Source organism: Streptomyces dangxiongensis (assembly GCF_003675325.1).
Lineage (GTDB): Bacteria > Actinomycetota > Actinomycetes > Streptomycetales > Streptomycetaceae > Streptomyces > Streptomyces dangxiongensis.
Genome location: NZ_CP033073.1, coordinates 1,562,728 through 1,575,997 on the forward strand (window position 1 = coordinate 1,562,728; position 13,270 = coordinate 1,575,997).

A 13,270-nucleotide genomic window follows, 5' to 3' on the forward strand; every position below is an offset into this window, starting at 1 on the left:
CTGCGGGCGCTCGCCGGGGCGGGCCCGGGGAACGGCCGTCTGGCGCAGTCCGTCCTGCGGGCGGCGGCGGCCCTGTGGCACCGTGCCGTCATGGGTGACCTCCTCCTCGTCCGGCACGGTGAGACCGAGTGGTCGCGGACCGGCCGGCACACCGGCTCCACCGACGTGCCCCTCACCGGCCACGGGCGGGACGAGGCACGCCGGCTGGTCCCGCTGATCCGCTCCCACCGCATCGGGGCGGCCTTCGTCAGTCCCCTGCTCCGGGCCCGGGAGACCGCCCGGCTCATCGGCGTCCCGGACGCCCTCGTCGACAGCGACCTGCGCGAATGGGACTACGGCGGCTACGAGGGCGTGACCACCGTGGAGATCCAGCGGCAGCGGCCCGGCTGGTTCCTCTTCACGGACGGCGTCGACCCCGGCCCGCCCGACCACCCGGGTGAGACGCCGGAGCAGGTCGGGGAGCGCGCCGACCGCGTCCTGGCGAGGGCCGACGCCGCCCTCGCCGACACCGAGGGGGCCGTCGTCCTGATCGCGCACGGCCACTTCCTCCGCGTCCTCACCGCCCGCCGCCTGGGCCTTTCGCCCCGGCACGGCGCGCTGTTCCAGTTGGCGACGGGAACGCTGTGCCGGCTCGGCACGGAGCACGGGCGGCCGGTGGTGGCGGGGTGGAACATCCGGCCACAGGGGTAGGCGGCGTACCGCGCGCACAGGATGCGGGAGAGTGCGTGCGGGGGGGCGTCGGACGCCTCCCGCGCCGTCCGCCCCGCGGGGTGCGTGCCGGCCGTTGTCAGACCCGGCCCGTACTCTGCGAAGAGGCCGGCCCACCGCGGCGGCCCTCATGTCCCGCAGGCCCCCTCGGCCCCGTCGGCCCTGTCGGCCCCGGAAGGAGCGTCCCGTGTCCCGACCGCCCACCGCCGCGCAGCGCCGCGTGATCGAGGCCGCCGATCCGGTCACGGGCCGGCTGCGTGGTACGGAGTTCCAGCTCGCGGCGCTGGTGAAGCAGGGGCTGGCCTTCCGCCATCCCCGGCCGCCGCACGACCACTTCCTGACCCCGGCCGGCCACCGCGTCCGGGACGCGGTGCCCCAGCTACCGGAGGCGCCGGCCGAACCCGTGGCGGACAGCGGGGTGTTCGCGGCGCGGGTCGGCGGCGAGGAGGAGCCGCCCGGCTCCGGGCCGGCCCGGCTGCGTGAGGTGCACAGTGCCTGGCAGGGGCTGCTGGAGCTGCGCCGGATGACCAGTGCGGACGGTGCGGTGGACCGGCCGTGCGGCTGGGAGCGGGCGCATCTGGTGCGGGCGGCGGCGCTCGCCCTGGAGGCGGCCGGGCACCGTCCGGCGGGAGGGGACGCGGACGGTTACCGGGTGCGGGCGACCCCGCAGCCGGAGGCGGTCGCGGTGTACGCGCCGGACGCGCGGACCCTGGCGGCCTGCGCGGTCACGCTGGAGCGGGCGGGGTGGCAGGCCGGCGAGTACAGCGAGCCGCGGACGGGCGTGCGTTATCTGTTGGCCTCACCCCGCCGGGTCTGAACGGCGTGCCAGGATCGGTGCGTCGGGAGTGCGAACGCGAGAGGGGCGAGCAGTGTCCGAACCGTTTTCCGTGCGGGTGACCGTCCGGGGCTACGAGACCGATACCCAGGGCCACGTCAACCAGGCGGTGTACGTGAACTACGCGGAGCACGCCCGCTGGTCCCTGCTGAGCGCGGCGGGGATCACCCAGGCCCGGCTGATCGGCCGGGGTGTCGGGCCGGTGGCGCTGGAGACGACCATCCGCTACCGGCGTGAGCTGCTCGCCGGTGACGAGATCGACGTCACCTGCGTGTTCGAGTGGGGCGGCGGCAAGACCTTCCGGATACTCCAGGAGATCCGCAGGACGGACGGCACGGTGGCCGCCGAGGTCACCGCGGTCGCCGGTCTGCTCGACCTGGAGGAGAGAAGGCTGGTCGCCGATCCGGGCGGGGTGTTCAAGGAACTGGCGGCCGAACCGGCCCTGTTCGGCCTGTAGCCGCCGACGGGTGACGGCCGGACCGGGGGACACGGGTCGTTCTCCGTCTCCCCCGGCCTGTTGACGGGGTGGCCGTCCGGTTCAGTGTGCGGCGGCTATCTCCTCCCCCGCCTCCATCGGGTGGGTGACGTCCTGGGCCTCGTGGCCCCTGCCGAGGTGGTTGAAGAGGAGGTTGAGGACGACGGCGGTGACGCAGCCGGTGGAGATGCCCGAGTCCAGGACGATCCTCGCCGTCTCGGGGAAGGCGTGGTAGAAGCCCGGCGCGGTGATCGGGATGATGCCGACCGCGAGGGACACGGCGACGATCAGGACGTTGTTGTCCTTCTCCAGGCCGGCCCGGACCAGGGTCTGGATCCCGCTCGCGGCGACCGAGCCGAACAGGACGACGCCGGCGCCGCCGAGGACCGGCCGGGGTACGACCGCTATGAGCGAGGCGGCCATGGGACACAGGCCCATGAGGACCAGGAAGCCGCCGCCGGTGGCGACGACGTACCGGCTGCGGATGCGCGTCATCGCGACCAGGCCGATGTTCTGGGCGAACGCGCTGCACATGAAGCCGTTGAAGAGCGGGCTGAGGGCGGAGCCGAGGGTGTCGGCGCGCAGGCCCGCAGCGATCGTCTTCTCGTCCGCGGGGCGTTCGACGATCTCGCCGAGGGCCAGCATGTCGGCGGTCGACTCGGTCATCGAGACCACCATGACCACGCACAGCGAGAGGATGGCGGCGAGCTGGAACCGGGGGGCGCCGAAGTGGAACGGGGTCGGGAAGCCGAGCACGTGGGCATCGGCGACGGGGCCGAAGTCGGTGACGCCGAAGGGGATGGCGATGAGGGTGCCGGCGACCAGGCCGAGCAGGACGGCGATCTGCTTGACGAAGCCGCGGGTGAAGCGGCGCAGCAGCAGGACGATGGCCAGGGTGATGCCGGCGAGGGTGAGGTAGGTGGTCGAACCGTAGTCGTGTGCCTGGGGGTCGGGTCCCTGGGCCCAGCCGAACGCGACCGGCAGCAGGGATACGCCGATCAGGGTGATGACGGATCCGGTGACGACCGGCGGGAAGAAGCGGACGGCCCTGCAGAAGACGGGGGCGGCGAGGAAGCCGAGCAGGCCGGCGACGATGACCGCGCCGAAGATGAGCGGCAGGGCGTCCGACTTGTCCTTGGTGGAGGCGACGACCGCGGTCATGGGGGCGACACCGGCGAAGGTGACGCCGTTGACGAAGGGCAGCCGGGCGCCGATCTTCCCGATGCCCAGCGTCTGGAGGATGGTGGCGAGGCCCGCGGTGAACAGGCAGGCGCCGGTGAGAAAGGTCAGGTCGGTGGCGGAGAGGCCGATGGCCGCGCCGACGATCAGGGGTGGGGCGACGACTCCGGCGTACATGGCGGCCACGTGCTGCAGGCCGCTGGTCGCCATTTTGAGGGCGGGGAGTTTCTCGTCAACAGGATGGGCGGCCACGGCTGCTCCTCCGGGCGGGTAACACGTCGTCACAGACGCGGGTTTCATGGAGGTGGTGCGTGTGGTCGTGCGGGACCGTGACGGGGGTGGGGCGTGAGTGGTGAGCGGTGCGCTGGTGACCGCTCCGGGGCGCGCGCGTCCGCACGCACCCCGGAGACGGTCGGCCGTGGATCCCGCTCGGATCCACGGCTCCGGCCGGAAGCCGTCCCCTCCGGCCGGAGTTTCGTGGCGGGCCGGCCGTGCGACGGCCGGTCCGGGTTCGTGGTGGTCAGCCCTGCGCGGCGATCCGGGCCAGGCGCCGGGCCTCCTCGCGGGTGGAGGCGGCGATGGTGTCCTCGTCGGCGGTGAGCAGACGGCCGTTCTCGACGATCTGCCGGCCGTTGACGAAGGAGGCGGTGACCGGGGCGGCGGCGCCGAGGACCAGCGCGGTCACCGGATCGGCGATGGAGGCGTGGGCGAGCGTGTCCATCCTCCACAGCACCAGGTCGGCCAGCTTGCCCGGCTCCAGGGAGCCGATCTGTCCGGCCCGGCCGAGGACCCGGGCGCCGCCGTGGGTGCCGAGCCGGAGGGCCTGGCGGGCGTTCAGCGCGGCCTCGCGGTGGGCGCCGAGGCGGTTGATCAGCAGGGCGTTGCGCAGTTCGGTGTGGAGTTCGCCGGACTCGTTGGAGGCGGTGCCGTCGACGCCGAGGCCGACGGGGACGCCCGCCCTCAGCATGTCGGGGACGCGGGCGATGCCGGCGGCGAGGCGGGCGTTGGAGGAGGGGCAGTGGGCGACGCCGGTCCTCGTGCGGGCGAACGCGGCGATGTCGGAGTCGCTCATGTGGACGCAGTGCGCCATCCACACATCCTCGCCGAGCCAGCCGGTGGACTCGAAGTAGTCGGTCGGGCCCATGCCGAACAGCTCGTGGCAGAACTTCTCCTCCTCCACGGTCTCCGAGCCGTGGGTGTGCAGCCGTACGCCGAGCCGGCGGGCCAGTTCGGCGCCCTCGCGCAGCAGTTCGGTGGAGACGGAGAACGGGGAGCAGGGGGCGACGGCCACCTGGGTCATGGCGTCGAAGGAGGCGTCGTGATGGGTGCGGACGGTCTCCTCGGTGGCGGCGAGGGCGCCCTCCAGGGTCTCGACGGCGAAGTCCGGCGGCAGGCCGCCGTCCTTCTCGCTGCGGTCCATGGAGCCGCGGGCCAGCGTGAAGCGGACGCCCAGTTCGGCGGCGGCCCGGATGATCGCGCCGGACAGGTCGCCGGAGCCCTGCGGGTGGACGTAGTGGTGGTCCATGGCGGTGGTGACACCGCCGCGGGCCATCATGGCGAGGGACCCCTGCGCGGCGGTGTACGTCATCTGCTCGTCGATGCGTGCCCAGGTGGGGTACAGCGCGACCAGCCAGTCGAACAGGTTGTGGTCGGTGGCGAGGCCCCGGGTGATCCACTGGTAGAAGTGGTGGTGGGTGTTGACCAGGCCGGGTGTGGCCAGGTGGCCGGTGGCGTCGATGCGGCGCACCACGTTCTGAAGGCCCTCGGGGGCCCGGCCGGCGCCGACCGACTCGATCCGGTTGCCGGCGAGGACGAGGTGCCCGGAGGCGTACTCGGTGTCGCCCGCGTCCACGGTCGCGATGGCACAGTTCTCGATGACGGTGCGCTGGGCTGCCGGTGCTGCCATGCTGCTTCCTTGTCTTTCAGTGGCGGCCCGTGGCCGGGGATGGGGCCACGGGGAGGGCACGGCAGGACCCTAGGAGGATCTGAGTGCCGGGGCCGGTCCGTGGCTCCGGGTGCCGAGATGGTGGAAGAACAGGTTGAGCAGGACCGCGACGAGGGCGCCGGCACTGATGCCGGAGCCGAGCACGGTCCGCGCCCACGCCGGGAAGTCGGCGTAGAAGGTGGGTGCGGCCAGCGGGATGATGCCGGCGCCGAGTGCCACGGCCACGAGGATGATGTTGGAGCTGTCGTCCAGGCCCGCCTCGGACAGCGTGCGGATGCCGCTGACGGCGATGGAGCCGAAGAGCACGATGCCCGCGCCGCCGAGGACCGGCATGGGGACCAGGGAGACGACGGCGCCGAGGACCGGGAAGGCGCCGAGGACGATCAGGGTGCCGCCGGCGACGGCGACGACGTAGCGACTGCGTACCCGGGTGAGGGAGACGACGCCGACGTTCTGGGCGAAGGCGGAGGTCGGGAAGCCGCCGAAGACGGGGCCGAGCAGGGTGGCGATGCCGTCGGTGCGCAGACCGCGGGTGATGGTCCTGGCGTCGGCGCGGCGGTCGCAGATCTCGCCGAGGGCGAGCATGCCGGCGGAACTCTCGGTCATCAGCACCAGCATCACGATGCACAGGGAGAGGATGGCCGCGGGCTGGAACTCGGGGGCCCCGAAGGCGAACGGGGTGGGGAGGGCCGCGACGGGCGCGGACTGAAGGCCGCTGAAGTCGGCCATGCCGAAGGGGATCGCGGCGAGGGTGCCGACGAGCAGCCCGAACAGCAGGGCGACCTGTCGGACGAAGCCCCGGCCGAAGCGCTGGATCAGCAGGATGACTGCGAGGGTGAACCCGGCGAGCGCGAGGTGGCGCATGGCGCCGAAGTCGGCGGCGGTCGCGTCGCCGCCCTGTGCCCAGCTCACCGGGACGGGCATCAGGGTGACGCCGATCAGGGTGATGACGACGCCGGTGACCAGGGGCGGGAAGAAGCGGAGCAGCCGGCCGAAGAAGGGGCCGAGGGCCAGGCAGAAGGCGCCGGCGACCATCACCGCGCCGTAGATGGCGGGGAGTTGGTGTCCACGGCCGTTGGTCTCGGCGATGGCGAGGATGGGGGCGATGCCGGCGGAGGAGGCGGCGTTGACGAAGGGCAGCCGGTTGCCGACGAGGCCCTTGACGCCGATGGTCTGGAGGATGGTCGCGAGGCCGGCGATGAGCAGGCTGGCGGCGATGAGCCGGGTGCGGGCCGCGATGTCGAGTCCGCAGGCCTGGCCGATGATGAGCGGAGGAGTGACCACGCCCGCGTACATCGCGGCGATGTGCTGGAGTGCGGCGGGGACGAGCCGCGTCGGGTGGAGTTTCTCGTCCACCGGGTGCACGGACGTGACGGCGTCCTCGGTGTGCACCGGCGGGGTGGAACACGGGGCTGTGGCGGGCCCCTTCGCAGGCTGTGCCATTTCGTTCCCTCCGGTGTGGCGCGCCCCCGGCCGTGGTGGCGGGGGCGGGGGCGCGCGTCCCGCGTCAGAGGTTGGTCATGTCGACCGGGATCTTCGCCTCGCAGCCGTCCCGGAGGATGGTCGCCTCGATCAGGCCGTAGGGCCGGTCGGCGGCGAAGTAGACCTCGTTGTCGTTCTTGAGCCCGAACGGCTCCAGGTCGACGAGGAAGTGGTGCTTGTTCGGCAGGGAGAAGCGCACTTCGTCGATCTCACTGCGGTTGTTGATGATGCGCGCGCCCATCTGGTACAGCGTCTGCTGCAGCGAGAGGGAGTAGGTCTCGGCGAAGGCCTGGAGCATGTGCTTCCTGACCTGCTCGTAGGATTTCTCCCAGTGGGGCGCCTTCTGCTCGTCGTCGGTCCAGTTGAACCGCCAGCGGCTGGAGACCTGGGTGGCCAGGATGCGGTCGTACGCCTCCTGGAGGGTGGTGTACTCGTCCTTGACGTAGCCCCAGAACTCGGAGTTGGTCGAGTTCATCACGACCAGGTCCTTCAGGCCGGAGATGACCTCCCAGCGCTCACCGTCGTAGGTGATCTGGGTGACGCGGGTCTCCTGGCCCTTGCGGACGAAGGAGTGCTTGACCTCGTCGGCGCCGATGAACCGGGAGTTGGCGTCGGAGTTCTCGATCCGCTCCCAGGCGTACTCCTCGATCCGGATCCGCGCGCTCTTGATCGGCTCCTGGGTGGTGACGAAGTGGCGGGCGAGGTGGATGCCGAACTGCTCGGCGGACTCGATGCCGTACTCCTTGGCGAACGCGAACACCGTGTTCTTGGTGGTGTCGGTCGGCAGGACGTTGGCGTTGGAGCCGGAGTAGTGGACCTCCTCCATGTCGCCGCTCAGCGCGACCGACACGTTGAGGTCCTTGATGTGATGGGTGGCGCCGTCCCGCGTGATCTTGACGACCCGGTTCTCGGCCTTGCCGTACTGGTTCTGTCCCAGGATGACAGGGCGGGCAGGGCGGGAATTGTCGGTCATGTAGCTAGCTCCCTCGGTAAACGGAGTAGCCGAACGGGTTGAGCAGCAGCGGTACGTGGTAATGCTCGCCCGGTACGACGGCGAACGTGATCGCCACCTCCGGGAAGAACACGCCGGGTCCGCTGTCCCGGTTCGCGGGGGCGTCCTGCTGCGCATCGGCTTGCTTCTTCGCGGATTGCTCTTCGAAGTACGGCTCCACGGCGAAGTCGAGCCGTACGTGGGTCGTCCCCGCCGGCAGGGCCGGCAGGTCCTTGCACCGGCCGTCGGCGTCGGTCGCGGAGCCGCCGAGCGTCTGCCAGTCGGCTGCCGCGCCGCCGCGGGCGGCGAGCCGGACGGCGACGCCCTCGGCGGGGCGGCCGGCGGAGGTGTCCAGGATGTGCGTGGACACGGAGGCGGTGGTGCTGGTGCTCATGGTGTCAGGCGTCCTCTTCGACGAGTCGGGCCAGTCGGATGCGGTTGATCTTCCCCAGCTCGGTGCGGACGATCTCCCGTTCCTGTTCCGGCGCGTTGCCGATGCGCTCCTTGACCGCGTCGCGCATCTGCTCGGCGGTCCGGCCGGTGGCGCAGATGAGGAAGACGTGGCCGAACTTCTCCTGGTAGGCCAGGTTGAGTTCGAGCAGCTCCGCCTTCAGTTCGGCGGAGGCGCCGGCCATGCCGCGCTGTTCGCGGGCGGAGGTCGGGTCGCCGGGGCGGGGGCGTCCGATCGGCGGGTGCCCGGCCATCGCCTCTTCCAGGTCCGCGGTGGTCAGCTCGGCCATGGCGGCGTCGCCGACGGTGCGGAGGTCCTCCGCGGTGGCGTAGGGACGGGCGGCGGTCAGGCGCCGGGCCCACTCGGTGGAGGCGCACACCTCGTGGAGGGCGGCGAGGGCATCCGGCTCCTCCAGGGCGTTGAACCGGGCCAGGCCCGGGGGCGTGGAAGTCGACGTCACGGGAGCCTCCGTGGCCACGATGGGCCGTCGTGCTGAACGGGCTGCCGATAGCTAACGCCCTCGGAAACATCACGTCAACACTTTGTTGAAAATTCCGCGTAACAAGAGAGGACCGGGACCGGGCTGCGCGTCGGCCCCCGTCCCCGGCCCCTCAGACGCCCTTCTCCCGGTTGAGGTAGTTGTAGACGGTGAAGCGGCTGACGCCGAGCGCGCCGGCCACCGTCTCCACGCCGTGCCGCACGGCGAACGCGCCGCGCGCCTCCAGGATCCGTACGACCTCCTGCTTGGCCTTGCGGTCCAGTTCGGCCAGCGGCCGGCCCTGTCTGCGCTCCATGGCGGCGAGGATGTGGTCGAGGGAGTCGGCGAGCTGGGGCAGGCGCACGGCGACGATGTCGGCGCCCTGCCAGGCGAGGACGACGTCGTCGGGGCCGGCCTCGTCGGGCGGGAGCATCTCCCCGCCCATGGCGTCGACCAGCGGTTTCACGGCCGCGATGAAGGGCTCGTCCCCGGTCACCTACCCTCCTCCCCGATCTCGTCGTCGACCACGTTGACCTGGAGGGAGACCCGGGTCGCGCCGGCCTGGAGGGACTTGCGCAGCAGCGCGTCCACCGCGGTGAGCACGCGGTCGGCCCCGCCCTCGGCCGTGTTGCCGAACGGGCCGACGTCGACGGCGTCCAGCCCGGCCGTCTCGATGACCTCCCGCGCCACCAGGGCGTGCGCGGGCGCCTCGTCCAGGTCGAAGGGTTCGGTCGTGAACTCCACTCTCAATCGCACGGGCTCAACCTAACGCGCGGGGCGGTTCCTGGGCAGCCCGGCCGGACTCCGCGGCCGGCCCCCCTTGACAAGGGGCGACACACGACGGCAATCTTCCATTACACAGAAACAAACTTCCGTAATACGGAATAGCAACCACGGAAGGGAGCGCGGCCCGAATGCCAGGTTCCGAGTGGAGCACCACCACAGACCAGCGCTTCAACGTCAACCTGTCGATCCTCTTCACGGAACTCCCGCTCCTGGAGCGCCCCGCGGCAGCCGCCGCGGCGGGCTTCTCCGCGGTCGAGCTGTGGTGGCCCTGGATCGACTCCCCCACCCCCGAGCGGTCCGAACCGGACGCCCTGAAGAAGGCGATCGAGGACGCGGGCGTACGGCTCACGGGGCTGAACTTCTACGCCGGACAACTGCCCGGCCCGGATCGTGGCGCCCTGTCGGTGCCCGGCGAGGAGTCGGACAGGTTCCGCGCCAACATCGACGTGGCGGCCGACTTCGCCGCCTCCCTGGGCTGCGAGGCGCTCAACGCGCTGTACGGCAACCGCGTCGAGGGCGTGGACCCGGCCGAGCAGGACGCGCTCGCCCTGGAGAACCTGGTCCTGGCGGCCCGGGCCGCCCACCGCGTCGGTGCGATCCTGCTGATCGAGGCCCTCAACAAGCCCGAGTCGCCGCGGTACCCGCTGGTGTCGGCGCCGGCCGCGGTCGCCGTCGTCGACAGGGTGAACGCGGCGACGGGCCTCGGCAACGCGAAGTTCCTCATGGACCTGTACCACCTGTCCATGAACGGCGAGGACCTGCCGGCGGTCATCGACCGGTACGCGGCGAGGACCGGGCACGTGCAGATCGCCGACAACCCCGGCCGCGGCGCCCCCGGCACGGGTTCGCTCCCGCTGGCGGAGCTGCTCGACCGGCTGGGGAAGGCCGGTTACGACGGCTGGGTCGGCCTGGAGTACAAGCCCGGCGACCGCCCGAGCGCCGAGGCCTTCGAGTGGCTCCCGCGCCCGGCGCGCCGAACCCCCGACCTTGCAGAGCAGTGAGAGAGGCACCCCGAAGATGAGCAACCTCCCCAAGATCGCGTGGATCGGCCTCGGCATCATGGGCTCCCCCATGGCCGAGAACCTGATCAAGGCGGGCTACCAGGTCACCGGCTACACCCTGGAGCAGGACAAGCTGGACCGCCTGGCCGCCGCCGGCGGCACCGCCGCCCCCTCGATCGCCGAGGCCGTGCGCGAGGCCGACGTGGTGATCACGATGGTGCCCGCGTCCCCGCAGGTCGAGGCCATCGCCTACGGTCCGGACGGCATCCTGGAGAACGCTCGGCGGGGCACCCTGCTGATCGACATGTCGTCCATCACCCCGCAGACCTCCGTCGACCTGGCGAAGGCCGCCGAGGACAAGGGCATCCGGGTGCTGGACGCGCCGGTGTCCGGTGGCGAGGCAGGCGCCGTCGAGGCCGTGCTGTCCATCATGGCCGGCGGCCGGCAGGCCGACTTCGACGAGGCCAGGCCGGTGTTCGAGGCGCTCGGCAGGACGATCGTGCTGTGCGGCCCGCACGGCTCCGGCCAGACCGTGAAGGCCGCCAACCAGCTCATCGTCGCCGTGAACATCCAGGCGTGCGCCGAGGCCGTGGTCTTCCTGGAGAAGTCGGGCGTGGACCTGAAGGCCGCGCTGGACGTCCTCAACGGCGGCCTGGCGGGCTCCACCGTGCTGACGCGGAAGAAGGACAACTTCCTCGCCCGCGACTTCGAGCCCGGGTTCCGTATCGACCTGCACCACAAGGACATGGGCATCGTCACCGAGGCCGCCCGCACCGTCGGCGCGGCCCTGCCGGTCGGCGCCGTGGTCGCCCAGTTGGTCGCGTCGCTGCGCGCCCAGGGCGACGGCGGCCTGGACCACTCGGCCCTGCTGCGGGCCGTGGAGCGCCTGTCCGGCGCCCAGGTCTGACCGGCCGCACGAGACTTCCGGGCCGCGGTGCCGCCGACACCTGTCCTGTCGCGCCCAGGCGGTACCGCGGCCCGGAATCAACTTCAACAAACTGTTGACGCTTAGATGTCCCACTTCTAGGCTCCACCGAGCGGAAGAAGATTTCCGCTGCCACCCGCACGGAAGTGCCACCGCACGGAAGGTCCCCGATGTCCAAGCGCGTGCTGACGACAGAGTCCGGCGCCCCGGTCGCCGACAACCAGAACTCCGCCTCCGCCGGCGTAGGCGGCCCGCTCCTGATCCAGGACCAGCACCTGCTGGAGAAACTCGCGCGCTTCAACCGCGAGCGCATCCCGGAGCGTGTGGTGCACGCCCGTGGCTCCGGCGCCTACGGCCACTTCGAGGTGACGGACGACGTCACCGGCTTCACCCACGCCGACTTCCTCGGCGCCGCCGGCAAGCGCACCGAGGTCTTCGTGCGCTTCTCCACGGTCGCCGACTCCCTCGGCGGTGCGGACGCCGTCCGTGACCCGCGCGGCTTCGCCGTGAAGTTCTACACCGAGGAGGGCAACTACGACCTCGTCGGCAACAACACCCCGGTGTTCTTCATCAAGGACCCGATCAAGTTCCCGGACTTCATCCACTCGCAGAAGCGGGACCCGTTCACCGGCCGGCAGGAACCCGACAACGTCTGGGACTTCTGGGCCCACTCCCCCGAGGCCACGCACCAGGTGACCTGGCTGATGGGCGACCGCGGCATCCCGGCGTCGTACCGCCACATGGACGGTTTCGGCTCGCACACCTACCAGTGGACGAACGCCGCGGGCGAGGCCTTCTTCGTCAAGTACCACTTCAAGACGAACCAGGGCATCCGCTGCCTGTCCGCCGAGCAGGCCCGCGAGATCGCGGGCCAGGACCCCAACTCCCACCAGACGGACCTGCTCCAGGCCATCGAGCGGGGCGTGCACCCGTCCTGGACCCTCTACGTGCAGCTCATGCCGGCGGCCGAGGCGGCCGACTACCGCTTCAACCCGTTCGACCTGACCAAGGTCTGGCCGCACCGTGACCACCCGCTCCAGCGCGTGGGCCGCCTGGTCCTCGACCGCAACCCGGACAACGTGTTCGCCGAGGTCGAGCAGGCCGCGTTCTCCCCGAACAACTTCGTGCCCGGCATCGGCCCCTCCCCGGACAAGATGCTCCAGGGCCGCCTGTTCGCCTACGCCGACGCCCACCGCTACCGCCTCGGCGTCAACCACACCCTGCTCCCCGTGAACGCCCCGAAGGCGGTCCCGGGCGGCGCCCTGAACCACGGCCGCGACGGCCTCATGGCCCTCAACCCCCAGGGCCGGTACGCCAAGAACTACGAGCCGAACTCCTACGACGGCCCGGCCGAGACCGGCCGCCCGCTGTCGGCCCCCCTCGCGGTCCACGGGCACACGGGCACCCACGAGGCCCCCCTGCACACCAAGGACGACGACTTCTTCCAGGCGGGCGAGCTGTACCGCCTGATGTCGCAGGAGGAGAAGTCCCGCCTGATCGCGAACATCGCCGGCGGCCTCTCGCAGGTCTCCCGCGACGACGTGATCGAGAAGAACCTGACCCACTTCCACGCGGCCGACCCCGGGTACGGCAAGCGCGTGGAGGAGGCGGTACGCGCCCTGCGCGAGGACTGACCCGAGGAACAACCGAGCAGCGTACGGGATCTGACGGGAGGTCATAATCCCGCACGCGGCCCGCGCAGCACGCCGGACGGGCCCTGATGAGGGGTGGTCGCCGGCACGTGGCGCGGGCAGGGCGAGGACCGCGGTGGCGTGCGAGCCAGTGCGGTGGTGAAGGACCGGACTCCCTTCTCGACCAGAGGGAGGGGCGTCCGGCTCCGTCGCTCCCACCGCGGTCCCACCCAGTCCCGTCAGCGGGGCCCTCCCACCCCGTCCGGCGGCGCGAACGACCTGTCGCGCCCAGCCTCGCGCCGTCGGACGGTCACCACACGGCGCCCGCAGCGCCCCCTGGCCGGGGGGCGCTTTCGCGTGTTCCCGGCGGCCCGGCCGGCCCG

General features: G+C 71.7%; 14 protein-coding genes. 6 read left to right on the forward strand and 8 right to left on the reverse strand.

The window, feature by feature from the left end; all coding sequences use genetic code 11:
- The first annotated feature begins 90 nt into the window (after window positions 1-90).
- The 3 genes from D9753_RS06935 (at window position 91) to D9753_RS06945 (ending at window position 2,000) form a co-directional block, all read left to right on the forward strand.
- Window positions 91-690: a histidine phosphatase family protein gene (locus tag D9753_RS06935; RefSeq protein ID WP_121786203.1), complete on the forward strand. Its 600-nt coding sequence runs from the start codon at window positions 91-93 to the stop codon at window positions 688-690.
- Window positions 691-895: 205 nt separating this feature from the next.
- Entirely contained in the window at window positions 896-1,525 is a 630-nt protein-coding gene (locus tag D9753_RS06940) for a hypothetical protein (protein ID WP_121786204.1), read from the forward strand.
- Window positions 1,526-1,577: 52 nt separating this feature from the next.
- Complete coding sequence (locus D9753_RS06945; RefSeq protein ID WP_121786205.1) at window positions 1,578-2,000, forward strand: acyl-CoA thioesterase; 423 nt, start codon at window positions 1,578-1,580, stop codon at window positions 1,998-2,000.
- Between the two features lie 81 nt (window positions 2,001-2,081).
- Here the strand turns inward: D9753_RS06945 and D9753_RS06950 are convergent, their stop codons facing one another.
- From D9753_RS06950 to D9753_RS06985, 8 genes are all read right to left on the reverse strand, one after another.
- Window positions 2,082-3,449 (reverse strand): nucleobase:cation symporter-2 family protein, encoded by a 1,368-nt coding sequence (locus tag D9753_RS06950; RefSeq protein WP_121786206.1) that lies wholly within the window; start codon window positions 3,447-3,449, stop codon window positions 2,082-2,084.
- Between the two features lie 268 nt (window positions 3,450-3,717).
- The gene (locus D9753_RS06955) at window positions 3,718-5,103 is read right to left on the reverse strand and encodes an 8-oxoguanine deaminase (protein WP_121786207.1); all 1,386 of its coding nucleotides are present in this window, start codon (window positions 5,101-5,103) and stop codon (window positions 3,718-3,720) included.
- Between the two features lie 69 nt (window positions 5,104-5,172).
- Window positions 5,173-6,585: a nucleobase:cation symporter-2 family protein gene (locus D9753_RS06960; RefSeq protein ID WP_121786208.1), complete on the reverse strand. Its 1,413-nt coding sequence runs from the start codon at window positions 6,583-6,585 to the stop codon at window positions 5,173-5,175.
- 64 nt (window positions 6,586-6,649) lie between these two features.
- The gene (gene pucL / locus D9753_RS06965; protein WP_121786209.1) at window positions 6,650-7,597 is read right to left on the reverse strand and encodes a factor-independent urate hydroxylase; all 948 of its coding nucleotides are present in this window, start codon (window positions 7,595-7,597) and stop codon (window positions 6,650-6,652) included.
- Between the two features lie 4 nt (window positions 7,598-7,601).
- On the reverse strand, window positions 7,602-8,009 hold the full coding sequence (gene uraH, locus D9753_RS06970; RefSeq protein ID WP_121786210.1) for a hydroxyisourate hydrolase: 408 nt from the start codon (window positions 8,007-8,009) through the stop codon (window positions 7,602-7,604).
- A gap of 4 nt (window positions 8,010-8,013) precedes the next feature.
- Window positions 8,014-8,526, reverse strand: a complete 513-nt coding sequence (uraD, locus tag D9753_RS06975; RefSeq protein WP_121786211.1) for a 2-oxo-4-hydroxy-4-carboxy-5-ureidoimidazoline decarboxylase — start codon at window positions 8,524-8,526, stop codon at window positions 8,014-8,016.
- Between the two features lie 151 nt (window positions 8,527-8,677).
- Entirely contained in the window at window positions 8,678-8,989 is a 312-nt protein-coding gene (locus tag D9753_RS06980) for a helix-turn-helix domain-containing protein (RefSeq protein ID WP_394346802.1), read from the reverse strand.
- A gap of 47 nt (window positions 8,990-9,036) precedes the next feature.
- Window positions 9,037-9,300 (reverse strand): thiamine-binding protein, encoded by a 264-nt coding sequence (locus tag D9753_RS06985; RefSeq protein WP_121786213.1) that lies wholly within the window; start codon window positions 9,298-9,300, stop codon window positions 9,037-9,039.
- 158 nt (window positions 9,301-9,458) lie between these two features.
- Here D9753_RS06985 and D9753_RS06990 point away from each other — a divergent pair, with 158 nt between their 5' ends.
- From D9753_RS06990 to D9753_RS07000, 3 genes are all read left to right on the forward strand, one after another.
- A complete protein-coding gene (locus tag D9753_RS06990; protein ID WP_121786214.1) occupies window positions 9,459-10,331 on the forward strand; it encodes a TIM barrel protein in 873 nt (290 codons plus the stop codon).
- Between the two features lie 16 nt (window positions 10,332-10,347).
- A complete protein-coding gene (locus tag D9753_RS06995; RefSeq protein ID WP_121786215.1) occupies window positions 10,348-11,238 on the forward strand; it encodes a 2-hydroxy-3-oxopropionate reductase in 891 nt (296 codons plus the stop codon).
- Window positions 11,239-11,426: 188 nt separating this feature from the next.
- Window positions 11,427-12,890 carry a catalase gene (locus tag D9753_RS07000; RefSeq protein WP_121786216.1) on the forward strand — a complete coding sequence of 488 codons (1,464 nt, stop codon included), beginning with the start codon at window positions 11,427-11,429 and terminating at the stop codon, window positions 12,888-12,890.
- Window positions 12,891-13,270 lie beyond the last annotated feature (380 nt).

Coding starts and splice junctions, on each gene's coding strand:
- D9753_RS06935 (WP_121786203.1), top strand. CDS start 91: ATGGGTGACCTCCTCCTCGTCCGGCACGGTGAGACCGAGTGGTCGCGG.
- D9753_RS06955 (WP_121786207.1), bottom strand. CDS start 5,103: ATGGCAGCACCGGCAGCCCAGCGCACCGTCATCGAGAACTGTGCCATC.
- D9753_RS06960 (WP_121786208.1), bottom strand. CDS start 6,585: ATGGCACAGCCTGCGAAGGGGCCCGCCACAGCCCCGTGTTCCACCCCG.
- pucL (WP_121786209.1), bottom strand. CDS start 7,597: ATGACCGACAATTCCCGCCCTGCCCGCCCTGTCATCCTGGGACAGAAC.
- uraH (WP_121786210.1), bottom strand. CDS start 8,009: ATGAGCACCAGCACCACCGCCTCCGTGTCCACGCACATCCTGGACACC.
- D9753_RS06980 (WP_394346802.1), bottom strand. CDS start 8,989: ATGGGCGGGGAGATGCTCCCGCCCGACGAGGCCGGCCCCGACGACGTC.
- D9753_RS06990 (WP_121786214.1), top strand. CDS start 9,459: ATGCCAGGTTCCGAGTGGAGCACCACCACAGACCAGCGCTTCAACGTC.
- D9753_RS06995 (WP_121786215.1), top strand. CDS start 10,348: ATGAGCAACCTCCCCAAGATCGCGTGGATCGGCCTCGGCATCATGGGC.
- D9753_RS07000 (WP_121786216.1), top strand. CDS start 11,427: ATGTCCAAGCGCGTGCTGACGACAGAGTCCGGCGCCCCGGTCGCCGAC.